Origin of the sequence: Mucilaginibacter sp. P19, from assembly GCF_050632265.1 — a bacterium.
GTDB lineage: Bacteria > Bacteroidota > Bacteroidia > Sphingobacteriales > Sphingobacteriaceae > Mucilaginibacter > Mucilaginibacter gossypii.
In genome coordinates, this window is record NZ_CP192586.1 from 1,204,085 (window position 1) to 1,224,910 (window position 20,826).

21 protein-coding genes and 1 pseudogene are annotated in these 20,826 nt (G+C 43.8%); 13 read left to right on the top strand and 9 right to left on the bottom strand.

The genetic code is table 11. The features are described from left to right. Positions 1-124: 124 nt before the first annotated feature. On the bottom strand, positions 125-322 hold the full coding sequence (locus ACQ86K_RS05775; RefSeq protein WP_431199970.1) for a hypothetical protein: 198 nt from the start codon (positions 320-322) through the stop codon (positions 125-127). A gap of 44 nt (positions 323-366) precedes the next feature. Further along, positions 367-924 (bottom strand): NAD(P)H-binding protein, encoded by a 558-nt coding sequence (locus ACQ86K_RS05780; protein WP_431199971.1) that lies wholly within the window; start codon positions 922-924, stop codon positions 367-369. 112 nt (positions 925-1,036) lie between these two features. On the opposite strand from ACQ86K_RS05780, the gene ACQ86K_RS05785 reads away from it, so the two are divergent. Next, positions 1,037-1,555 carry a lipocalin family protein gene (locus tag ACQ86K_RS05785; protein ID WP_091172422.1) on the top strand — a complete coding sequence of 173 codons (519 nt, stop codon included), beginning with the start codon at positions 1,037-1,039 and terminating at the stop codon, positions 1,553-1,555. 113 nt (positions 1,556-1,668) lie between these two features. Here the strand turns inward: ACQ86K_RS05785 and ACQ86K_RS05790 are convergent, their stop codons facing one another. Then, complete coding sequence (locus ACQ86K_RS05790; protein ID WP_091172420.1) at positions 1,669-2,283, bottom strand: YhcH/YjgK/YiaL family protein; 615 nt, start codon at positions 2,281-2,283, stop codon at positions 1,669-1,671. A 266-nt stretch (positions 2,284-2,549) separates the two neighbouring features. Here ACQ86K_RS05790 and kduI point away from each other — a divergent pair, with 266 nt between their 5' ends. From kduI to ACQ86K_RS05815, 5 genes are all read left to right on the top strand, one after another. Next, positions 2,550-3,380 carry a 5-dehydro-4-deoxy-D-glucuronate isomerase gene (gene kduI, locus ACQ86K_RS05795; protein WP_091172417.1) on the top strand — a complete coding sequence of 277 codons (831 nt, stop codon included), beginning with the start codon at positions 2,550-2,552 and terminating at the stop codon, positions 3,378-3,380. A gap of 30 nt (positions 3,381-3,410) precedes the next feature. Beyond that, positions 3,411-3,746: an SDR family NAD(P)-dependent oxidoreductase gene (locus tag ACQ86K_RS05800; protein ID WP_431199972.1), complete on the top strand. Its 336-nt coding sequence runs from the start codon at positions 3,411-3,413 to the stop codon at positions 3,744-3,746. Further along, positions 3,743-4,225, top strand: a complete 483-nt coding sequence (locus ACQ86K_RS05805; RefSeq protein ID WP_431199973.1) for an SDR family oxidoreductase — start codon at positions 3,743-3,745, stop codon at positions 4,223-4,225. Before ACQ86K_RS05800 ends, ACQ86K_RS05805 begins: the two co-directional genes overlap by 4 nt. A 555-nt stretch (positions 4,226-4,780) precedes the next feature. Next, on the top strand, positions 4,781-5,155 hold the full coding sequence (locus ACQ86K_RS05810; RefSeq protein ID WP_431199974.1) for a hypothetical protein: 375 nt from the start codon (positions 4,781-4,783) through the stop codon (positions 5,153-5,155). After that, the gene (locus ACQ86K_RS05815) at positions 5,155-5,559 is read left to right on the top strand and encodes a hypothetical protein (protein WP_431199975.1); all 405 of its coding nucleotides are present in this window, start codon (positions 5,155-5,157) and stop codon (positions 5,557-5,559) included. The genes ACQ86K_RS05810 and ACQ86K_RS05815 overlap by 1 nt, the downstream gene beginning before the upstream one ends. A gap of 190 nt (positions 5,560-5,749) precedes the next feature. Here the strand turns inward: ACQ86K_RS05815 and ACQ86K_RS05820 are convergent, their stop codons facing one another. After that, the gene (locus ACQ86K_RS05820; protein ID WP_091172411.1) at positions 5,750-6,685 is read right to left on the bottom strand and encodes a type VI secretion system baseplate subunit TssG; all 936 of its coding nucleotides are present in this window, start codon (positions 6,683-6,685) and stop codon (positions 5,750-5,752) included. 112 nt (positions 6,686-6,797) lie between these two features. Between ACQ86K_RS05820 and ACQ86K_RS05825 the strand changes: the two genes are divergently transcribed. Next, positions 6,798-7,691: a TssN family type VI secretion system protein gene (locus ACQ86K_RS05825; protein ID WP_091172409.1), complete on the top strand. Its 894-nt coding sequence runs from the start codon at positions 6,798-6,800 to the stop codon at positions 7,689-7,691. Positions 7,692-7,710: 19 nt separating this feature from the next. Beyond that, on the top strand, positions 7,711-8,850 hold the full coding sequence (locus ACQ86K_RS05830) for a hypothetical protein (protein ID WP_091172408.1): 1,140 nt from the start codon (positions 7,711-7,713) through the stop codon (positions 8,848-8,850). Positions 8,851-8,958: 108 nt separating this feature from the next. On the opposite strand, the gene ACQ86K_RS05835 is transcribed toward ACQ86K_RS05830, so the two are convergent. Both ACQ86K_RS05835 and mnmE read right to left on the bottom strand, forming a co-directional pair. Next, entirely contained in the window at positions 8,959-9,216 is a 258-nt protein-coding gene (locus ACQ86K_RS05835; RefSeq protein WP_256337514.1) for a hypothetical protein, read from the bottom strand. Positions 9,217-9,389: 173 nt separating this feature from the next. Further along, positions 9,390-10,853, bottom strand: coding sequence for a tRNA uridine-5-carboxymethylaminomethyl(34) synthesis GTPase MnmE (mnmE, locus tag ACQ86K_RS05840; RefSeq protein ID WP_091172406.1), 1,464 nt, complete (start codon positions 10,851-10,853; stop codon positions 9,390-9,392). A gap of 203 nt (positions 10,854-11,056) precedes the next feature. Here mnmE and ACQ86K_RS05845 point away from each other — a divergent pair, with 203 nt between their 5' ends. Together ACQ86K_RS05845 and ACQ86K_RS05850 are read left to right on the top strand one after the other, a co-directional pair. Continuing rightward, positions 11,057-12,115, top strand: a complete 1,059-nt coding sequence (locus ACQ86K_RS05845; protein WP_091172404.1) for a nucleoid-associated protein — start codon at positions 11,057-11,059, stop codon at positions 12,113-12,115. Between the two features lie 83 nt (positions 12,116-12,198). Further along, on the top strand, positions 12,199-12,492 hold the full coding sequence (locus ACQ86K_RS05850) for a hypothetical protein (protein WP_143020844.1): 294 nt from the start codon (positions 12,199-12,201) through the stop codon (positions 12,490-12,492). A 12-nt stretch (positions 12,493-12,504) separates the two neighbouring features. Here the strand turns inward: ACQ86K_RS05850 and ACQ86K_RS05855 are convergent. The 3 genes and pseudogenes from ACQ86K_RS05855 to proS form a co-directional block, all read right to left on the bottom strand. Further along, positions 12,505-13,296, bottom strand: a pseudogene (locus ACQ86K_RS05855) (TIGR02757 family protein). Between the two features lie 117 nt (positions 13,297-13,413). After that, entirely contained in the window at positions 13,414-14,553 is a 1,140-nt protein-coding gene (locus ACQ86K_RS05860; RefSeq protein WP_431199976.1) for a cystathionine gamma-synthase, read from the bottom strand. A 110-nt stretch (positions 14,554-14,663) separates the two neighbouring features. Next, the gene (gene proS, locus ACQ86K_RS05865; RefSeq protein ID WP_091172399.1) at positions 14,664-16,136 is read right to left on the bottom strand and encodes a proline--tRNA ligase; all 1,473 of its coding nucleotides are present in this window, start codon (positions 16,134-16,136) and stop codon (positions 14,664-14,666) included. 100 nt (positions 16,137-16,236) lie between these two features. On the opposite strand from proS, the gene ACQ86K_RS05870 reads away from it, so the two are divergent. The 3 genes from ACQ86K_RS05870 (at position 16,237) to ACQ86K_RS05880 (ending at position 20,701) form a co-directional block, all read left to right on the top strand. Beyond that, the gene (locus ACQ86K_RS05870) at positions 16,237-17,172 is read left to right on the top strand and encodes a hypothetical protein (protein WP_431199977.1); all 936 of its coding nucleotides are present in this window, start codon (positions 16,237-16,239) and stop codon (positions 17,170-17,172) included. Positions 17,173-17,205: 33 nt separating this feature from the next. Next, on the top strand, positions 17,206-18,687 hold the full coding sequence (locus ACQ86K_RS05875) for an OmpP1/FadL family transporter (protein ID WP_431199978.1): 1,482 nt from the start codon (positions 17,206-17,208) through the stop codon (positions 18,685-18,687). Positions 18,688-18,916: 229 nt separating this feature from the next. Then, positions 18,917-20,701 carry a DUF885 domain-containing protein gene (locus ACQ86K_RS05880; protein ID WP_091172394.1) on the top strand — a complete coding sequence of 595 codons (1,785 nt, stop codon included), beginning with the start codon at positions 18,917-18,919 and terminating at the stop codon, positions 20,699-20,701. Positions 20,702-20,826: the final 125 nt, after the last annotated feature.

Genomic DNA, 20,826 nt, shown 5'->3' on the forward strand with positions numbered 1-20,826 from the left:
GAGTTCAAGCGTCCACGCTTACTATTTGTTAGATGTGAGCGTGGACGCTCACGCTTTAAGATGGTTCAAGCGTGGACGCTCACGCTTTAAGATGGTTCAAGCGTAGACGCTTAAACCTGCGTCATTAAATCAAGACCTGGTATTGATAAGCTAATACCGGTCCAACGTTTATACTCTCCACAACTTTCCATTCCTTCAACTCCCTTATAAACTCCGGCTTTTCAAAGCCCGAATCAAGAGCAGCCTGTGTATAAAAATCAGCCTTAGCAGGGTGAACCGGCGAGCATCCATTAAAAAGATAACCGAATGCCTCTTTAGCCAATATCGCTTTGCTAATGCCGATACAATCATCAAGATGGATGAGGTTTACTGGCGCGTCACCGTTAGGGATCTCCTTTTACCGGCAAAAAACCTGCCGGGATTGCGTCCGGGTCCAATCAATCCTGCAAAACGGATAATGGTTGTTTTAAAGCCATCCTCGGCACGGAAAAGGTTCTCAGCTTCAAATAATATCCTGCCGGCTTCTGTATTGGGCTGTGGATCGGTTTCTTCATTCACGTGCCTGTTGTTATCGGCATAAACCCCTGTGGAGCTGACGAAAATCACTTGCTGTATAGCAAACCTTTTTATGGCATGGACAATGCCTTTAACCTTCTGTAAAAAAATATCACCCTCACCGCTGCGGCTTTTGGGCGGAATGGCTATCCACAAAACATCGCAATCAAAAAAATCGGCATCATATATTTCCTCGTCCGGCGAAAAGTTAACTACATAGGGCCGGATGCCCAAAGCAGCCAGGTTATCCATTTTTGCGGTAGAAGTGGTTGAGCCTTTTACCTGCATGCCATCGGCAATTAACGCTTTAGCCAATGCGCTGCCGTACCAGCCGCAGCCTAAAATACTGATCTTTGTTTTACCGGGCATGTTATAAAAATAATGCTTTGGCGCAAAGGTAATTAAATAATGATAAGGCGTTTGGCTGCCGTTAATATGCTTTTGTTTTAAACTTTTTGGGCATAACAGGCGTTATTGGTTTATGAAGAAAGAGATCATTGCAACCTCTGTAGCATTAGGTTTAACTGCTTTAGCCTTACAAGCAACCCGCTGCAAACCGCTTGAAACTGTTCCTTATGTGGATTTGAAAAAATATGTTGGTTCCTGGTTTGAAATTGCCGCTTTCCCGCAATGGTTTGAGTCGGATTGCACTTTTACTTCGGCAGCCTATGGTTTAGCAAAAGATGGTAGTATCATTGTTAAAAACCGTTGTATAAAAGATAATAAGATAAAAATTGCCGAGGGCAGTGCTGTTGTTGCTGATAAAACAAGTAACGCAAAGTTGGAAGTACAATTTCAGTGGCCATTTAAAGGTAAATACTGGATCATTGCTTTGGCTGATGATTACAGCTATGCCATGGTAGGGCATCCGAATAGAAATTACTTATGGATCCTGAGCCGCCGTTCAACACTTGATGAACAGATCTATAATCAGTTGGTGGTACAGGCTGCCAATCAGGGATTTGATGTGCGAAAGCTGGTGAAAACGGTGCAGGTGTAGGTAGGTGAAAAAATGTCATTGCGAGCGTAGCGCGGCAATCGCACGGAAGCAGGGCCGCTCTGTATAGCATGCGATTGCTTCTGTCGTTCCTCCTCGCAATGACATGAAAAAATTTACTTCACCACTTTTATCTTAATAACCAATTTCTTCACCTTATCATAACCATCAACCTTGATATTAGGCCGGTGGCCATCACTGGGGAAAAACAGGAAAAATTCGTCGGGAGTGGCGGTGTAGCATTTACCCTCGCCGCTGTAGTTGGCACCGTCTTTAGCCGGGTCATAGGGTTTAGTAACAGTAAGGCTTTCAATAGGGGCGACACCGATCTTTTCCTTGCCTTTGATTACATATTGCAGGTCGATATAGTTTTGGTGCGATTCCCAGGCCGATTGTTCAAACTCTTTGGAAGGGCCTTCAGTAACGGATGCATAAACGTTATCGCCATCTATAGGATATTTACCGGGAGCTATCTGATCAAGATTGCGTTCGCGCAGAAATTCAAAAGCCTTATCCCATACCGCTTTATTGGCGGCATATTGTTTTGCAAATTCGAGGTTATTGGTTGAGGAGTTTAATTTAAGCTTTAACCCATTAGCCCAGATGCGGCTTTTTACCCATGTTTTTGCACTTTTAGTTGTAAGCTCCTGCTGCTGGGCATTAACAATGCCTGCAACAAGCAACAAGACGGTTAGTAGTGCGATGTTTTTATAGGCTGCTAATTGTTTCATAGTTTATTAGTTTACCGGTTATTGAATTGGCGTTGCCCTGGTTCGGCAGCTCATTAAGTACCAATAATACAAGCTTAATTAATTAAAATGATATATGATCTGTTAAATATTTACTTTAACGTTATAGTTTAGCTTTTAAATGGTTTAGTAATCGTGTTATCACTATAACGTTGGAGTGAAAATAAGGCTTAAATGGCTTTTGAAATCGTTTATAAGATTGTAGAATTGTATTTATTAACAAAAGATTTTCTAAAACAACATTTGCTTTGAAAACAATACACAGTGTCCACCCAACGGATTTTAAAAGCTACGATACCACTACCATACGCGAAAGATTTTTGATAGATAAACAGGTTCAGCCCGACCAGATCAATTGTACCTATACCCATTACGACAGGATGATTGTAGGTATGGCTAACCCGGTAGGTAAAACACTTGGGCTGCCAAATTATCCAAACCTGCGTGCCGAATATTTTTTAGAGCGACGCGAGATCGGCATTATTAATGTAGCCGGTGCCGGTGTAGTAAAAGCCGACGGAGAAGTCTTTGAAATGAATAAGCTTGATTGCCTGTACATTGGCAAAGGTACAAAAAGCGTAACCTTTGAAAGTGCCGATCCCTCAGTGCCGGCTGTATTTTACCTGCTGTCATCACCGGCACACGCGGTATACCCAACAACCCTGCTTACCCACGCCGATGCGATTAAGGTTGAGCTGGGTTCGGTAGCAACGGCAAATAAACGCACCATCAATAAATATATCCACCTGGAAGGTGTACGGAGCTGCCAGCTGGTAATGGGGCTTACCATATTACATGAAGGCAGTGTTTGGAACACCATGCCGGCCCACGTGCACGACAGGCGTATGGAGGCATATTTTTATTTCGACGTACCTGCCGGCCAAAAGATCTTCCATTACATGGGCGAAGGACAGGAAACAAGGCACATCACCATGGATAATTACGATGCCGTAGTATCGCCGCCATGGAGCATCCACTCGGGCAGTGGTACGTCAAACTATAGCTTTATTTGGGGTATGGCAGGCGAAAACCTCGATTACACCGATATGGACGCCATTGCTATAACAGATCTGAAATAATTATACATCAACCTTAAAAATATAGTTTAAGTGGAGAATCAATTTTCATTAGCCGGTAAAGTAATTGTAGTAACCGGCGGAACAGGCATATTAGGCAAAGCATTTATAGATGGTATTGTTGAGGCGGGGGGCGCGGTAGGCATTCTTGGTCGTAATGCCCAGGTAGCAGAAGAACGTGCCAACGCCATAAATGCAGCCGGGGGCAAAGCCATAGCACTGGTAGCCGATGTAATGAACGAGGCTGAACTGGTAGCCGCCAAAGATAAATTGCTGGCAGCTTTTGGCAGGATAGATGGCCTGGTGAACGGTGCGGGCGGTAACATGCCCGAGGGGTTTTACAGCCCGATGAGGATATTTTTAAAATGAACATCGATGGCATGAAAAAAGTAATGGAGCTGAACCTTTGGGGTACACTGATCCCTACACAGGTTTTCGGCGAAGCCATTGCCAAAACGGGTAAAGGCAGCATTGTTAATATATCGTCAATGAACTCAAAACGCGCCATAACCAAGGTATTAGGCTATAATATAGGCAAGGCCGCTGTTGATTGCTATAACCAATGGTTTGCGGTTGAGCTGGCTAACCGTTATGGTGATGCAATAAGGATGAACGCGTTGGCACCGGGTTTTTTCCTTACCGAACAAAACCGTTACCTGCTCACCAAACCCGAAGGCGGTTATACCCAAAGGGGCGAACTGGTGATCAAACAAACGCCGTTTAAACGCTTTGGCCATGCCGATGAACTTAAAGGAGCACTGGTATGGTTACTGAGCGATGCCTCGGTATTTGTAACCGGTTCGATGATCTGCGTTGACGGCGGGTTCTCGATTTTTGGTGGAGTTTAGGGGAATAAGATAACTAAGGTCATCCCGTATTTATTTCGGGATCGCATTGTTAAGGTCAGCTTCATACATGACAGTTACTTGGCGAGTGGGGTGCTGAAACAAGTTACCCATGACAACTTAAAAAAGGAGTGTCATACTGAGCCTGTCGAAGTATGGCGGGCAGGGTCTCTGCGCACGAGTCTTCGACAGGCTCAGACTGACAGGCCCTCTTTGTCATCTAACCTTTAGAGGCCCCGGATTTAAACACTCAGCATGACCGCTGAGATATATGGCCGTAAAGCTGGGCACAAACACAAGTGTTCAATTTTTTAAAAACAAGGTGTTCAATTTTTGATCTTGTAAAATATTAACTTGTTGATTATCAATGGACATGTGTTCATTTTTGCTAAAAAGGTGCTTTTTGCTAAAGTTAACATGTTGATTATCAGTATTGTTTTTTTTGAAAACAAGTGAAAGTGTTTACACCTAAAAAAATTGAACACCTGGAAAATAGATAAAAAAGTTAAATGTATGGTGATAACACCTACCGCAGGCTAACCAAATAATAAACCTACTATGAAACTAAAATTATCCCTTATAACCCTGTTCTCCCTTGTCGGCTTTGCCGCAAGCGGTCAAACTGTAACGCTCGATTATTATTTTAACCATGAGGTACATAAAGGAGCCAACGGGCAGTCGGAGCGCTTTCATTATCTGTGGGATGAAGCGGATAATAACGGTTTCAAGATCTTTGGCGAGGCTTTTACAAGCCGCGGCGCTAAGCTGGATACGCTTGGTATGGCACCGACTTTGGAAAACCTGAAAGGTTCATCTGTTTATATAATTGTTGACCCTGATACTAAAAAGGAGAGCCCGAACCCAAACTATATCCAGGAAGATGATATTGAGCAAATTGCTGCCTGGGTAAAAAAGGTGGTGTGCTGCTGCTGATGGCTAACGACAGCGTTAATGTGGAGCTGCCTCATTTCAATAACCTTGCTGCAAAATTCGGGATGCATTTCAATAACGATCTGCAAAACCATGTAATTGATGATGCTCATTTTGAGGATGGTGCTGTCTACGTAAAAAACAATCCGGTATTGAAAACAGCTACTAAGGTTTTTATGAAAGATGCCTGTTCAATAGGTTCAACGGGGACTGCCGTATCTGTGCTTAAAAACAAAGATGGTGCTACGATTATAGCATCTGCCAAATATGGTAAGGGCACGGTAATAGCTGTTGGCGATCCATGGCTTTACAATGAATATGTGAACGGCAGGCTACCTGCCGGGTATCAGAATGACAAGGCAGTGAATGATGTTGCTCACTGGCTGTTGAAGCAAGCGAAGAAGTAACTATATATTAAAGTCATTTCAAAACGAAGAACGAGTGAGAAATGTGTTGTGCGTCTGCATTGTGGGGTGTAGAAGATTTCTCTTTCACCTTATGCTTGTTCCTTCGCTGCTATATCTAAATGACGATTTTTATTTTGTGAAAAAGACGCGTACATACTCTGGGGTGTAAAATTGGAGATTGGTATCATCATCACCCCAAATAAGTAGTATAACCAAGGGTAGCATTGGCCCCTGCTCCGCCGATAACCAATTTTTGCGAGGCAGGATCGGCAAGGAGGTTAAATTGTATGCCGGTGCCTAACGGTATAAAGTAGGATAACAATACGTCAATAGCTTTTGCAGCAGATGTGCCGGGTAAAAACTCCAGCATCCTGGTGGCGCTCACGGGGCCTATGTTCATGATTAATTTTCGCTCGGCCTCAATAACCTGCCCGGCAATAAAGTTTACGCCTAAAGTACCGGCGCCAAGGGCTGTTCCGCCTTTTATAATGGTATTGTTTTTTTGCTTCGGGTATACCGTTTTGTAATGCAATGATAAGGGTACATTGAACATCATATTAATAATACTGCTCACAAAATTTATATTATTGCGCTGCTCATGTATTACAGGTAAAACATGTATCAAAATAAGCATCTGCTTTTTTGTAAAACACTCAAACTCCTGCCATTCCTTTAAAAATATATTGATCAGCTCATCGTATTCATTTTTTTTGTCGAGCCGGTTTTCATAAAGCTCGACCAGTGTTCTGAAATAGTTAAGCTCGGCCTCAAATGGGGCAAAAAAGCGACGGGTTTGTTTTTCTTCTTCGCGGCGGGCTTTAATATCTTTGATCATATCCTCCTCGGTGATCATCACACTCGAAGCCGGCGGCCGGTGAAACAATCCCTCGGGCAGCATATCATAAAACCCATCGCGGTTAACCCAAATGGTGGTTACCGGTTTTTTACTTTCAGTTTTTTTATCAGCCGTTATGCCTGCTATCTCCTTATCATAGGCACGCTTTTTAGGGCCTTTGGGCAGTATTATTACATCACCGGCACTAACCATTTCATTTTCAATAATTTCTGCCGCTATAGCTGCCGCTTTAAAGTCGGTATCAATTTGATTAGGCTTTTTTATTCTCATTGTGATTTAAATAATTGATGCTATCCAAAACAATAACCAATATTATCGGTAATTGATTATACTAAATTGAAATTAATATAAGATAGCTGCCCGGCCTACATATTTAATACTCATGAACCTTAAATCGTTTTTTATAAGTTATCTGATAGCTCCTGTCCTGTTCTTCATTGCCGCGCTGATCATGTCGGTGGTGAACAAGAAAAACAAATATCTAAGTAACAGGCGCCTTATCATCACTTTACTTTTAACGGCTGTTATATTGGGAGTTCCGGGTTTTTTGGGCTTTTTAGGTATGCAGTTTATGCCGTGGGGGTACTTATTTTGCCAACTGATATATTTAGGTATGGGTGTATTTTACACCTGGCTTGCAGGCAAATACCATGAAGATCAGTTTCTCGATAAAAAATGGTTTTTCCTCGTGGCTTCTTTAATATCATGCTTGCTGGGGATGTTTCTTTTCAAGTTGGCATTTAACTGGCTTAATGATATGCAATATGGCCTGTGGGCCTCAACCAGTATCCTGATATTTTTATTACCGCCGGTTTTTTGGTGGGGGTACATCGCCTTTTTAAGCATCCCGCTCGAAATTTACAAGGTTTGGCAATATCCCCGTACGCCTGAAGAGATCAGTATGGAACACCTGGATTTTGACAGGCTGATGGTGCTCGAACTTGATCTGTATAAAAACACCGACGATCCTGAACCGCTTAAAGTAAAGGCCAAAGCACCGCCAAATATGAACTTTGGCCAGTGGTTTCAAAAGTTTATTGATGATTATAATCTTAAATTTCCAAAATCAACGGTGCAGTATAAGCTTAATAATAATGAAAGCTATAAGTGGATCTTTTATATTAAGCCGTCGTTTTTTAAGCAACGCCACTTTATCGACCCGGACCTTAATATTACAGAAAATCGGATAACCGAATCGGTAACCATATTTGCCAAACGTGTATCGGAAGTGGTAAGTGAACCCGCCCGCACCGGCGACCAGGCCATTTACCTGTAAACTATATTAAAACAAAAACATGATCAGCCCATTAAAACATAAACCTGTGAACTGGATAGATGGAATGAAAATTTCCAGCGCACATCTTGTTAATACTGATAATTTTATTCATGATATAGTACGCGATGCCAATTCGCTGCCGCTCAACAATAATAATTTCGGGCTGCTTCCACCCGCACAAGGGCAAAGCTCATCGCTGGATATCCAGATCACCGAACGGGCATCAGGCCAGGTGCAGGTAACTTTAAACCAGTGTAACGCCATCACCGCCGAAGGTTTCAGGATTGATATTACCCGTGCCGAACAACCGCTAACATTTAGTCATTACTTTGGCCAGGAAACTATCAATGAAGCATCAGAAACCTATTATGTGCTGCTTACCGTAAACCCCTTTGAACGTGTACCCTCAGGCACACCCGACCCGCAAGAACAGCCTATCCGCTATCCTGATATCAGCAAACATTACAGTATCACTGTTTTGCCGGCGTCACAACTCAACAGCATCGGGGCGCATTTTATGGAGGTTGGTAAATTTGTACGAAGCGGAAGCTCCTTTCAGGCCAATGTAAGCTATATCCCGCCATGTACTGCGCTGATAAGCCATGCCGGCCTGATGACCTATTATGAAAACTTTGGGGCACAGATCAACAACCTTCAGCTGCTTTCGTTCCGTATTATTGACAAGATCACCTCAAAAGATTCGGTATCTACTATTGGTAAAAATGTAAAGATGCTGTGCGATAAAATGCTTGATTATATCGCGAGGATTTATTTTTCATACCGAAACCTGATCTATCTTCAGCCGCCTATCCAACTGGTTTCCTGCTTTTCAGAAATGGCACACCTGTTTTTCAGTACCGTTAAAAGCATGCCGGGAGCAGAACGGGAAGAATTGCTTAAATATTTCTATGAATGGAAGGATGTAACACCCGGTAACTTTGAAGAGCTTTTAGCCCGTTTAATCGAAATAGTTTATAATCATCATGAGATAAACTCGTCAATGACAGCGATTGATGAATTTATGCGGGTAATTGTTGCCCTGTGGAATAAGCTTAGTACATTAGAATACATAGGGCAGCGTAAAGAGAACATTGTAGTTGCCGAGCAGCAAGCCATACAAACCATACAAACTAAACGTACCTGGACATTGCTTGATTAAGTACGGTTAAAAGGTTCCAATAAAACAAATGCCTGCCGTTTCCATATATTGCGGCAGGCACTCATCATAAACCAGTATTGTTTTATTACCCGCTTTCGGCACCCGCCATTAACAGTTGTTCCAATATTTCGGTATAACCGCGCTCACTGGGTAGGCCGCATCATTAACCAAAACCTGCGGATGGATAAAAGTATTGATGAGCAGCAGATCATAAGCCAAAGTCGTCCCGGTTTTTTCAATACCCTGCAGCAACAGGCCGAAAACAGCCTTGCCCGCCCCATTAAAATATTGCTCATATATTTTAATGGGGCTTGATACCAGGGAAATAGCTAACCGCCTTGGCGTTGAGCCAAAAAGTATCCGCATGGCCAGGTACAGGCTTAAACAAAAACTTAAATTAGGATCTTGACCAATTTATTGGCAGGGCTGGTTAACGTAAGGTACAAGAGCAGGTGAACGCCATGAATATTAGCAAAAAGGAATAATACCTTATTTATGAATTAAATGTTTAATTAGTAAGCGTTTGTTAACTTGTGTAATTACTTTCCGATACAAAACTTACTAAAAATATTCTCCAGCAAATCATCCGTAGTAACAACACCAGTGATCTCACCGAGGTAGTGAAGCGCCTGTTTAATATCCATCGACAAAAAATCGGAAGTTATGCTGCCATCAATACCGCCCAATACCCTTACAAGCGCCTCTTCAGTTTTTTGTAAGGCTTCGAGGTGGCGGATATTGGTTACCAGCGTTTCATCGCCACTGAGCTGGTCTTTTACGGCAGACGAGTAGATCTTGTGTTTCAATTCGTCAATATGATGTTTTTCTTTGGCGGAGATAAAAATAATGTCCGGAAATCCGAAAGTCCGAAAGTCAGTGGATGGAGAAGTGAATAAACCTCGTTCCCCGAAACTGTAAGCATTAGCGAATAAATCAGCGAAGCTTCTTTCGGACATCCCGGCTTCCTGACTGTCGGACTTATTCAGCAGATCTGCTTTATTGGCTACCACTAACATGGTAACCCCGGGTTTTTGCAGGCTGGCAATATCATTGTTCAGTTCTTCAATAGTAATCTCCGCAGCATCAAAAACATAAACCAACAGGGCCGACTGGCTGATCTTTTCCATGGTGCGCTGTACGCCTATCTGTTCAATGGCGTCGGTAGCTTCCCGGATCCCGGCGGTATCAATCAGCCTGAAATTAATGCCCTGGATATTCAGCACCTCCTCAATCGTATCTCTTGTAGTACCGGGGATATGGCTCACTATGGCACGCTCTTCATTAAGCAGGGCGTTCAGCAGGGTTGATTTGCCCGCATTTGGCCTGCCTGCTATTACCGTGTTTACACCATTTTTAATGGCATTACCCAACTCAAATGAATTAATTAGCCGGCCAACAATTTTGGTAATCTCGTGGATCAACTGTTTCAGTTGGTCTCGGTTGGCAAACTCTACATCTTCCTCAGCAAAATCGAGTTCCAATTCAATGAGCGAAGCAAAGTTTACCAGTTGCTCGCGTAGGGCCTGTAACTGAGTGCTGAAGCCTCCGCGAAGTTGTTGCAAGGCCACCTGCTGCGATGCTTTAGAGTTGGAGGCGATCAGGTCGGCCACAGCTTCGGCCTGGCTCAGGTCGAGCTGACCATTGAGGAATGCCCTTAGGGTAAATTCGCCGGGTTTGGCCGACCGTGCACCTTTTTTGATGAACAGCTTAATGATACTTTCAATAATATAACCCGAAGCATGACATGAAATCTCAACAACATTTTCGCGGGTGTATGACCGCGGACCAACAAACAACGATACCAGCACCTCGTCCAAAATCAAATCACCATCGGCAATACTGCCGAAATGAATAGTATGCGATGCCTGTTTGCTCAGGTCTTTGCCTTTAAAAACACTGTTGGCTATGTTTATGGCATCAGGGCCCGAAAGGCGAATCACAGCAATGGCGCCCACACCGTTTGGTGTGGCAAGGGCAACTATGGTATCGGTATTATCTGTCATTTTTTAGTTGATAGTTAATGGTTCATAGATCATAGCCTAAGCCCGCCTAATTTACCAAAGTGCAAAGGTCGTTATTTCGTGGTGATTTTTCTCACCTGCTCCTTCTAATCCATCTCCATATGACTTGAACATGAAAAACGCGGGCACACCATGAACTATGATCCATGAACCATTAACTAAAATCTTTACCTTCGCAGGCAATTATGGTAACTTTTTTTGAAGCTTCGCTCGATACTATTTCGGTACATCATGTTGGTAATCAGTCGCAGGAAGAGATGTATGCCCTTTCCGAACAGCCGTTAGAATTGAAGGATGAGATTATTCCCAACCTGCTTATGCAGTATTTTCTGAAACCTTTTGAAAAGGCTAACGAGGTTTATCACCTGATGCACAGCAGTGGCGACCTGGAACTAAACGAGCTGCACCACTTTGCCACACAGGTATTTGATGACAACACTAAGTTTCATGAGGCATCTGAGAAAATAGCGAAGCATTTGTACAAGGTTACCAATCACCCTAACATTAAAGGCGGCGAGCTTTATGTGGTTTACTTTAATAAAGTGCAAATTGAAGGCAACCCACTGGATGCCATCGGTATCTTCAAGTCGGAAAACAAGGAAACTTACCTTAAAGTTTACCCGGACAAAGGCGGTTTCCAGGTTGATTATGAGCAGGATGCCATCAATATTAATAAACTGGATAAAGGTGTACTAATCTTCAATATCGAAAAAGAGAACGGCTACAAGGTTGTTGTGGTTGATAAAACCAACGGCGGACAGGAAGCGGCGCGATTTTGGAAGGATGATTTCCTGCAATTAAAGATCCGCAACGACAGCTTCAATCAAACCAACAATACCCTGGGCATTTACAAAAACTTCATCACCGAAAAAATCGATGAAGAATTTGAGATGAGCAAGGCCGACAAGATCGACCTGCTAAACCGCTCCATGAAGTATTTTAAAGAAAAGGAAACCTTTGATATGGAGGAGTTTTCGAACGAAGTGATCGGTAATGAACAGGCCATCGAATCATTCAAAAACTTCAAAAACCAGTACGAGCAGGAGTTTGACAGCCCAATTGCCGATAATTTTGTAATATCAGAAAATGCCGTAAAGAAGCAGGCACGTGTTTATAAAAGCGTGTTAAAACTTGATAAAAACTTCCATATTTATATTCATGGCGATAAAGAACTGATTGAAAAAGGTTTTGACGACGGCCGGGCGATGAACTATTATAAGGTTTATTTTAAAGAAGAGGCTTAATGGCAAAAAACAACAGATAGTGAATAAACCTTTGTTTCTCGTGTGAGTCATACCTGTAACACAAGAAAAATAAACTAAGTCACATGTCTGCTCTAAAAAACACGCTCATTATTCTGTCAATTCTACTGGTATTCTCCAGTTGTAGTGTAAAACACTATACCATAGGGATGAGTGAAAGCGAATTTAAAAATTCAGAAAAGTATAACCTGGAGTTAGTTGAAGAAACCTCACAACATGCAGTTTACAGGCGAATAGCTTCTGCAGATGCACAATCAAAACCACTATCATATCATTATTATTATTTCAATAACGGTACATTGGTGCGCACAGAACTTGTTGATGCCCCTAAACCAGGTATTGTAGTTTTGGGTAAGTAGAATGCTAATATTTTAAAACTGTACGCCCCAGCGTTCTTCTATCCCCAAACCAAACAAGGCAAAATCATATTTAACCGGATCGTTAGGATCGAACCCGCGGAGTCTTTCGGTCAGTTCAACGGCCGTTTGCCAATCGGTTTGTTTTCGGGTGATAAGATTGAGTTTGCGCGATACCCTGTCAACATGCAAATCAAGCGGGCAGATCAGATCGGTCGGTTTGATGCGGTTCCAGATGCCAAAATCAACGCCGTTATCGTCCTTCCGCACCATCCAGCGTAAAAACATATTCAGCCGTTTGCAGGTTGATTTTTGCGATGGTGATGATACATGTTTTTTAGTACGATGTGGAAAATCGGGCAAAGAAAAAAGTATGAGCGAAAATGATTTAAAGCACCCTCAATCGCTTGAACCTTTCCCTCCCCCTTCAGGGGGTGGGGGGTATAAACGCATCCTCCAACGATTCAAACCGTTCATAATGCTGCCGAAAAAAGCGATGAAATATAAAGTATCCACATCATTAAAAGTGCGGTGCTTGAACTTTAACAGCTTTTTCAGATCAGGCTCTTCATGATTGATGATGAAATCGTAAGGCGCGCCATCCATCAACGTAATAAGTTCTTTGCATTTTTTGATAATGGTAACCCGCTGTCCCCAGGCCAGTGTGGCAGCCCAGAAACCCATGATCTCGATATCCTGCTTTTGGCTAAACATGTGCGGGATGGTTACCGGATCATTCTCAATAAATTCGGGGCGGTTGTATTGGGCAACTTTCGCGTCGAGGAACGCTTTGAGATTTTCTGTCATGAGTATTTACAAAAACGCCATTGCGAGGTACGAAGCAATCCCAAACTATACAGAGCGGCTCTGCCTGTCGGGGATTGCTTCGTACCTCGCAATGACGCGTATTTTTTAATATAAAGCTTAACTTAAAGCTTGCTTAATATCCTCCAGCAAATCTTCGATATCTTCTACACCTACGCTCAGGCGCAGCAGGTTATCAACTACGCCTGCTTTTTCACGTTCGGCTTTAGGAATTGAGCCGTGGGTCATGCTTACCGGGTGATTGATCAATGATTCAACTCCTCCTAATGACTCGGCCAATGAAAATACTTTAAATGACGATGCAATGCGGAAAGTCTCCTGCAAATCGGCGTCTTTCAATACAATGCTGATCATGCCACCAAAATCGCGCATTTGTTTTTTAGCGATATCATGGTTAGGATGATCGGTAAAGCCCGGCCAGTAGATCTTTTCAACTTTAGGATGATCTTTCAAAAATTCGGCTATCTGCCTTCCGTTTTCGCAATGGGCTTTCATGCGCAGGTGCAGGGTTTTGATACCACGCAAAACTAAAAAGCTATCCATAGGTCCTGGTGTAGCACCGCAGGCATTGTAGATGAACCATAGCTTTTTATAAAGTTCTTCATCGTTCAGCATCAGTGCACCCATCACCACATCGCTGTGGCCACCTATGTATTTGGTTACCGAATGCATTACAATATCAGCACACAAATCAATTGGGTTTTGCAGGTATGGTGATGCAAATGTGTTATCTACCACAAAAAGTAAATTCTTCTCTTTAGTGATCTTGCCAATTGCTTCCACATCTACAATCCGCATAGTAGGATTGGTAGGCGTTTCAATCCAAACTAATTTGGTTTTATCATTTACATGGGTACGTACAAGCTCCGGATCAGACAGATCCAAAAAATGGAACTTGATACCGTAATTGGCAAAGATCTTAGTGAATATCCGGTACGAACCTCCGTAAAGGTCATTACCGGTAATAACCTCATCGCCGGGCGCAAGCAGTTTCATCACCGCATCAGTAGCGCCCATACCGCTCGAAAACGCCAGGCCAAACTTTGCGTTTTCCAAAGCAGCCAAACAATCTTCCAGCGCTTTACGGGTAGGGTTGGTACCACGCGAGTACTCATAACCCTTATTATCTCCCGGCGATTTTTGCCAGTAGGTTGATGTTTGATATATCGGCGTCATGATAGCGCCGGTAGTTGGATCGGGCTCCTGCCCTGCGTGTATTGCTTTAGTTGCGAATTTCATGAGTGGTGCTGTAAGCACGGTCCATAGCCGATAGTTCATGGACCATAGTAGTAAAAAAACAATTATTCATAGCTATGGACTATCGACCACGAACTATGGACTTTACAAAATTAATACGCCCTCGCAAATAACACCCGCTGCGTCGATGGCTTACCTGTCAAAATACATTTACCTTCTTCCTGTTTATTATCCAAAGGTATGCAACGGATTGTCGCCTTAGTTTCCTCTTTTATTTTTTGTTCGGTTTCGGATGTGCCGTCCCAGTGTGCACTGATAAAGCCGGGTTGTTCATCGAGCATACGTTTAAATTCATCCCAGGTATCAACTTCGGTGGTATTTTCAGCCCGGAAATCGAACGCTTTTTTGTAGATGTTATTTTGGATCTCCTCGAGCAGGCTTTCTATTTTACCGGAAAGGCCTTCCTGTGTGGTTGTTTCTTTTGTTTTGGTATCACGGCGGGCCAGTTCAACTGTTCCGTTCTGCATATCACGGCTGCCTATGGCTACGCGTAATGGAACACCTTTCAGTTCGTATTCAGCAAATTTAGCTCCCGGGCGATGAGTATCGCGGTTATCAAACTTAACCGAAATACCTTTAGCCTTAAGTTCCTTTTTTAACGAGTTAACATAGGCGCTGATATTATCCAGCTCTTCCTGGTGTTTATAGATAGGCACAACTACAACCTGAATTGGTGCAAGTTTCGGAGGCAATACAAGGCCTGCGTCATCGCTGTGAGCCATGATCAATGCCCCAATTAAACGGGTTGAAACGCCCCATGAAGTGGCCCAAACGTGTTCAATTTTATTCTCTTTGTTGGTGAACTTTACATCAAAAGCTTTGGCAAAGTTCTGCCCTAAAAAGTGCGATGTACCGGCTTGTAAAGCTTTACCATCTTGCATCAGCGCCTCAATGCAATAAGTATCCAAAGCACCGGCAAAACGCTCATTAGCGGTTTTACGGCCTTTTACTACCGGCAAAGCCATCCAGTTTTCGGCAAAATCGGCGTATACATTAAGCATTTGCTCTGTTTCAGCCACCGCTTCTTCCGCTGTTGCATGCGCGGTGTGGCCTTCCTGCCATAAAAATTCGCTGGTGCGTAAAAACAAACGGGTACGCATTTCCCAGCGCATTACGTTGGCCCACTGGTTAACCAGGATAGGCAGGTCGCGGTATGATTGGATCCAACCCTTGTAAGTGTTCCAGATAATAGTCTCTGATGTCGGACGGATGATGAGCTCCTCTTCAAGCTTGGCTTCCTCGTCAACAATAATATTTCCTTCGCCATCATTTTTGAGGCGGTAATGGGTTACAACAGCACATTCTTTGGCAAAACCGTCAACATGGCTGGCTTCTTTACTAAAGAATGACTTAGGTATTAAAAGCGGGAAATAAGCATTACTGTGGCCGGTGTCTTTAAACATCTCGTCAAGCACTGCCTGGATCTTTTCCCATATCGAATAACCGTACGGTTTAATGATCATACAGCCTCTAACCGGCGAATACTCGGCCATGTCAGATTTAATTACTAAGTCGTTAAACCATTGCGAATAATCTTCGTCTTTACTAATAACACCTTTGCTCATATTGATTGGATAGAATTTGGACTTGTGTAATTGTTGTATATTGCTGCCAAATTTATAAATTTAAAACTTATTTGACCTTGCACTTTTTACTTACCTGTATATGAAACGGAACATCGCGATAGGAATGTTTATTATCGGTGCCATGGCATTGAGTTCCTGCTCTACAACCAAGCTTGCATCAAACCAAAGTAATGACAACGTTTATTTTTCTGATGCACGAGCGGGCGATGAACCTGTTTATGCACAACAGCCGGCTTACAACCAAACCCCGGTTGCAGAGGATGGATATAGCGATGACGACGATGATTACTTTTACTACGATGATTATTCGGCACGTATAAACCGTTTCAGTTACTTTTCTCCTTTCGGCTATTATGACGACTTTTATTCGGCGTACAATAACTATCCTTACTACAACTATGGATTGAGCTATGGTGGTTTAGGATATTATGGCGGTGCTGGTTATTACAACGGCTGGGGATTGGGTTATGGCGGCTACTACGGCGGCCTTGGCTTAGGATTAGGTTATGGATACGGCGGTTATTATGGTGGCTGGGGCTTAGGCTACGGATATGGTGGATACGGCGGTTATTACGGCGGCGGTTACGGATACGGCGGATATGGCGGTTACTATGGTGGAGGCTATGCCTCGTCAGGTACAGCGCGTCCTTATCGTGGTAATGGCAATCCTTTTGCAGGCAGCGGGCGTCGCCCTGTCAGCAGTACCACTTCCGGTATAGGCTACATTCCCGGAGGTCGTAACAGACCATTGGGCAGCAGAACGAACACTTACAGTAACGGCAGCAGCAATAGCGGAAATAACAGTTATAATAATAACAATGGCACCCGCTATGCACGCCCGGCCCGTACGGACGCGGCGCCTACCCGTGATGCACAGCCGGTTTACAGACAGCCACAGGTTGAACGTACATCGCAGCAACCATCCTATACGCCATCACCAAGCTCAAGCGGCGGCAGTTCACGCAGCACAGGCAGCAGCAGTGGCGGCGGTGGCGGCAGACCATCAAGACCATAAACCTAAATCTTATATTTTATTTACCTGAATTTTATGAAAATCAAGTATTTACTAAGCATAATTGCTATAGTAGCAATTACTAAAGATAGTTTTGCACAATACTCACAGGATGCCATCAGGTTTTCAACCTTTCAAACCGGGTCAACCTCACGTATCAAAGCTATTGGCAACGCCGGCACAGCCGTAGGCGGCGATTTAAGCTCAGTTAGCGGCAATCCTGCCGGCTTAGGCTTTTTTACACACTCGGAGGTTAGTATTACCCCTGAGTATGATAACTCCAAAATAAGCTCCAGCTTTTTTGGGCAGGCAGGAAGCGCCAACCGTAATGATGTGAATATGAGCAACGCTGCCATCGTATTTTATCAGCAGCTAACTACCCGTGGGCGCGACAAAAGCAAAGGCTGGCTAAGTATCAATTATGGCGCGGGCTACAGCCGTACCAATAACTTTTATGAAAACGTTGCTTACGGCGGTACAAACCAAACCAGTTCTATTTCTGATTACTATGCCGGTATCGCCAAGCGCGAAGTGTCTCAATATGGCAGTGTTAACCCTAGTGGGCTCGATGGCTGGGCATATGATCATGTCCTGATCGATAATTTTGGCCCTGCAACTGACCCAAATTCGTATGCAAGCACAGTGAATGTTCCGGTAAGGCAATTGGCGGGGATTACCCGTACCGGCGGCCAGTCGGAGTTTAACCTTTCGTTTGGCGCCAATTACAGCAATAAGCTTTATATAGGTTTGGGATTGGCTATTACTGATATCAGGTATAATTCGCATGCCAGGTTTACCGAAAATGGCAACGCCATTATAACCAATGGCGGCAACCCTACCGACTTTTCATCCACTTTCGCGCAAGACCAAAGCACCAAAGGCTCGGGCTTTAACGCCAAATTAGGTATTATTTATAAACCTATACAAGCTTTACGCCTGGGCTTTGTATTTACCTCACCAACGTTTTATAATATTGATGATTCATATTCCGAAGGGGTTGCCACGCAATACACAGGTGGCAAGAGTCATCAAAACGAATCCGAACCATATCAGCTAAGCTACAATCTGCGTACGCCGTTAAAATTAGCAGGTGGCGCGTCTGTTTTCATAGGCAAATATGGTTTCATAAGCGGCGATGTTGAATATATCGATTATACCACTACCCATTTAAGCAGTAACGACAGTTATACTGCCGATGGTGACAACAGTGATATCAAATCACTTTACCGCTCAACAGTGAACCTTCATGTGGGCGCCGAAGTAAACGTGAACAGCCTCGTTTATCTGCGCGGCGGTTACAGCCAGCAGGGTAACCCGATGAAAGACCTTGGCAGTGATATTAAAACAGTTAGCGGCGGTATAGGCTTTCATTTTGGTGCTTATTTTGTTGACGCTACTTACGCCAGGGTAACCGGCAAACAAACCATTTTCCCTTATGAAGTAGGTGCAACCAGTCCTTTCGCCGATTTGAAAAAAACTAACAACAATGCATTCCTTACTTTAGGGTACCGCTTTTAACCGTTGATTTTTTTGATTGATTACGCTTATTGCGTTGATCTGTTGTACAGCCTGTCTTTTCGCTACGAAAAGACAGGCTGTTTCATTTAACGTATATCGTTGTGCCGTTGTTGATGTCGTCGCCAACAATGCCGAAAAAGTCAAAATGTGCTATTATCAGCGAAATCAACGTAATCAAAAATATCAACGGTCAAATTAAGTAACTTGCCATTCATAATTTAAATTGACCATGAACAAAAATCTACTTAAAAGCACCGGTTTGTTAGTGCTATTGACTGGTATCGGCATTAATGCCCGGGCGCAGCAATCGGCCGAAACAAAAGCCTGGGTGACCAAGTCAAATGAGTATACCAAAACCATCATCGATCTGGATAAAAAATACTCGCCCGAATACGGATCATCACAAGGCCTGGCCGAGTATGACAGCGACATCGCTGTACCAACCCTCCAAAACATCATGGCCGAACGCAAGGATGAAGAGGCCGTTGTCGCTAAACTTACCGAAGCCCTTAAGACTGAAAAAAATACTTTTATTCAACAGGATATCAATATCATTATAACCCACCTCAAACTGGGTTTTCGCCAGCAGGACTTTGAGTTGAGCCGCCAGGTCCCTTTTTTAAATGCGTCCTCAACCATTTATAGCGGACTGGAAACACTGCTTGACGATCAAACCCCCGAAGCCCGTCGCCAGGCAGCGGTAATGCGTATCCGTAAATATGCAGGACTGGAAAAAGGTTATAAACCATTGACAACCATTTACAGGGAACGTCTGCAGCACCAGATGGACGGCAAAAACATGATCTATCCGTCAAAGCAACGCATGGAAACCGATCTATCGCGCAATGCGAGTATCGTAAGCGGCATCGCCGAGCTTTGTACCAAATACAAGGTGACCGGATGGGAACAACCCTATGCAACCCTGAAAAAACAACTGGAAGATTATGACAAATGGGTAAAAGCAAATGTACTGGTAAAAGCCCGTACAGACTTCAGGCTCCCACCCGAAGAGTATGCTATGAACCTCGAAGCTTATGGTATAGATATTCCCCCTGCGAAAGTAGCTGAAATGGCACATGCCCTGTTCAACCAGATCCAGGACGAGATGAAGCCTATTGCCGGGCAGATAGCCAAAAAACGTGGCCTGCCATCAGATGACTATCGGGCTGTAATTCGTGAACTTAAAAAAGAGCAAATCCACGGAGATTCTATTATTCCGCTGTACGAGCAGCATTTAAAAGATATTGAAGGCATCATTCGCGATCATCAACTGGTAACGCTGCCAAACCGCCCGGCTATTATCCGTTTAGCTACAGCCGCCGAAACCGCGCAGAGCCCCGCCCCGCATATGGTGCCACCGCCGTTCCTGAACAATACTGGCCAGCGAGGTGTTTTTGTGCTGCCATTAAACATGCCCGCATCACCCGGCGAAAAAGCTACAGACAAGTACGATGACTTTACTTTTGATGCCGCCTCGTGGACCATCATAGCCCACGAAGCAAGACCCGGCCACGAATTACAGTTTGATAAAATGGTAGAAGAAGGGGTATCACAGGCACGCGCCCTGTACGCATTTAACTCAACTAATGTGGAAGGCTGGGGCTTATATTCCGAATATATTACCCGCCCTTACATGCCTTTAGAAGGACAGTTGGTATCGTTAGATTATCGCTTGCTCAGGGCCGCGCGCGCCTTCCTTGATCCTGAATTGCAGGCTGGTAAGATAACCCAGCAACAGGCGCTTGATGTATTGATGAACGATGTAGTACAATCGCGTGCCTTTGCCCGCCAGGAAGTTGAGCGTTATACCATTAACGCTCCCGGCCAGGCCAATAGCTATTTTTATGGTTTTACCAAAATGATTGCCCTGCGCAAAGATACCGAGGCTGCGTTAGGCAACAAATTCAACGCTTTGCATTTCCATGATTTCATCCTGTCGCAAGGGATCCTGCCGCCGGCATTAATCCGCGAGGCGGTGATGAATGATTTTGTGCCGAAAGAGAAGGCGTTGTAAGATTTTCTATAAAACGCAAAAAGCGGGTTATTTAAAAATCATCCCGCTTTATTGGTTATTTACGATGTCGCGATAGAGCAGGGTGGGCAAGCGGGACAAAATAATGCAGCCCGTGATTCTGCCCT

Excerpts from the sequence above, each read along its gene's own strand:
- ACQ86K_RS05810 (WP_431199974.1), top strand. The coding sequence starts at position 4,781 with ATGAAACTAAAATTATCCCTTATAACCCTGTTCTCCCTTGTCGGCTTT.
- proS (WP_091172399.1), bottom strand. The coding sequence starts at position 16,136 with ATGAGCAAAGGTGTTATTAGTAAAGACGAAGATTATTCGCAATGGTTT.
- ACQ86K_RS05805 (WP_431199973.1), top strand. The coding sequence starts at position 3,743 with ATGAACATCGATGGCATGAAAAAAGTAATGGAGCTGAACCTTTGGGGT.
- ACQ86K_RS05830 (WP_091172408.1), top strand. The coding sequence starts at position 7,711 with ATGATCAGCCCATTAAAACATAAACCTGTGAACTGGATAGATGGAATG.
- ACQ86K_RS05820 (WP_091172411.1), bottom strand. The coding sequence starts at position 6,685 with ATGAGAATAAAAAAGCCTAATCAAATTGATACCGACTTTAAAGCGGCA.
- ACQ86K_RS05875 (WP_431199978.1), top strand. The coding sequence starts at position 17,206 with ATGAAAATCAAGTATTTACTAAGCATAATTGCTATAGTAGCAATTACT.
- ACQ86K_RS05825 (WP_091172409.1), top strand. The coding sequence starts at position 6,798 with ATGAACCTTAAATCGTTTTTTATAAGTTATCTGATAGCTCCTGTCCTG.
- ACQ86K_RS05780 (WP_431199971.1), bottom strand. The coding sequence starts at position 924 with ATGCCCGGTAAAACAAAGATCAGTATTTTAGGCTGCGGCTGGTACGGC.
- ACQ86K_RS05815 (WP_431199975.1), top strand. The coding sequence starts at position 5,155 with ATGGCTAACGACAGCGTTAATGTGGAGCTGCCTCATTTCAATAACCTT.
- ACQ86K_RS05845 (WP_091172404.1), top strand. The coding sequence starts at position 11,057 with ATGGTAACTTTTTTTGAAGCTTCGCTCGATACTATTTCGGTACATCAT.
- mnmE (WP_091172406.1), bottom strand. The coding sequence starts at position 10,853 with ATGACAGATAATACCGATACCATAGTTGCCCTTGCCACACCAAACGGT.
- ACQ86K_RS05790 (WP_091172420.1), bottom strand. The coding sequence starts at position 2,283 with ATGAAACAATTAGCAGCCTATAAAAACATCGCACTACTAACCGTCTTG.
- ACQ86K_RS05850 (WP_143020844.1), top strand. The coding sequence starts at position 12,199 with ATGTCTGCTCTAAAAAACACGCTCATTATTCTGTCAATTCTACTGGTA.
- ACQ86K_RS05785 (WP_091172422.1), top strand. The coding sequence starts at position 1,037 with ATGAAGAAAGAGATCATTGCAACCTCTGTAGCATTAGGTTTAACTGCT.
- ACQ86K_RS05870 (WP_431199977.1), top strand. The coding sequence starts at position 16,237 with ATGAAACGGAACATCGCGATAGGAATGTTTATTATCGGTGCCATGGCA.
- ACQ86K_RS05835 (WP_256337514.1), bottom strand. The coding sequence starts at position 9,216 with ATGCGGATACTTTTTGGCTCAACGCCAAGGCGGTTAGCTATTTCCCTG.
- ACQ86K_RS05860 (WP_431199976.1), bottom strand. The coding sequence starts at position 14,553 with ATGAAATTCGCAACTAAAGCAATACACGCAGGGCAGGAGCCCGATCCA.
- ACQ86K_RS05880 (WP_091172394.1), top strand. The coding sequence starts at position 18,917 with ATGAACAAAAATCTACTTAAAAGCACCGGTTTGTTAGTGCTATTGACT.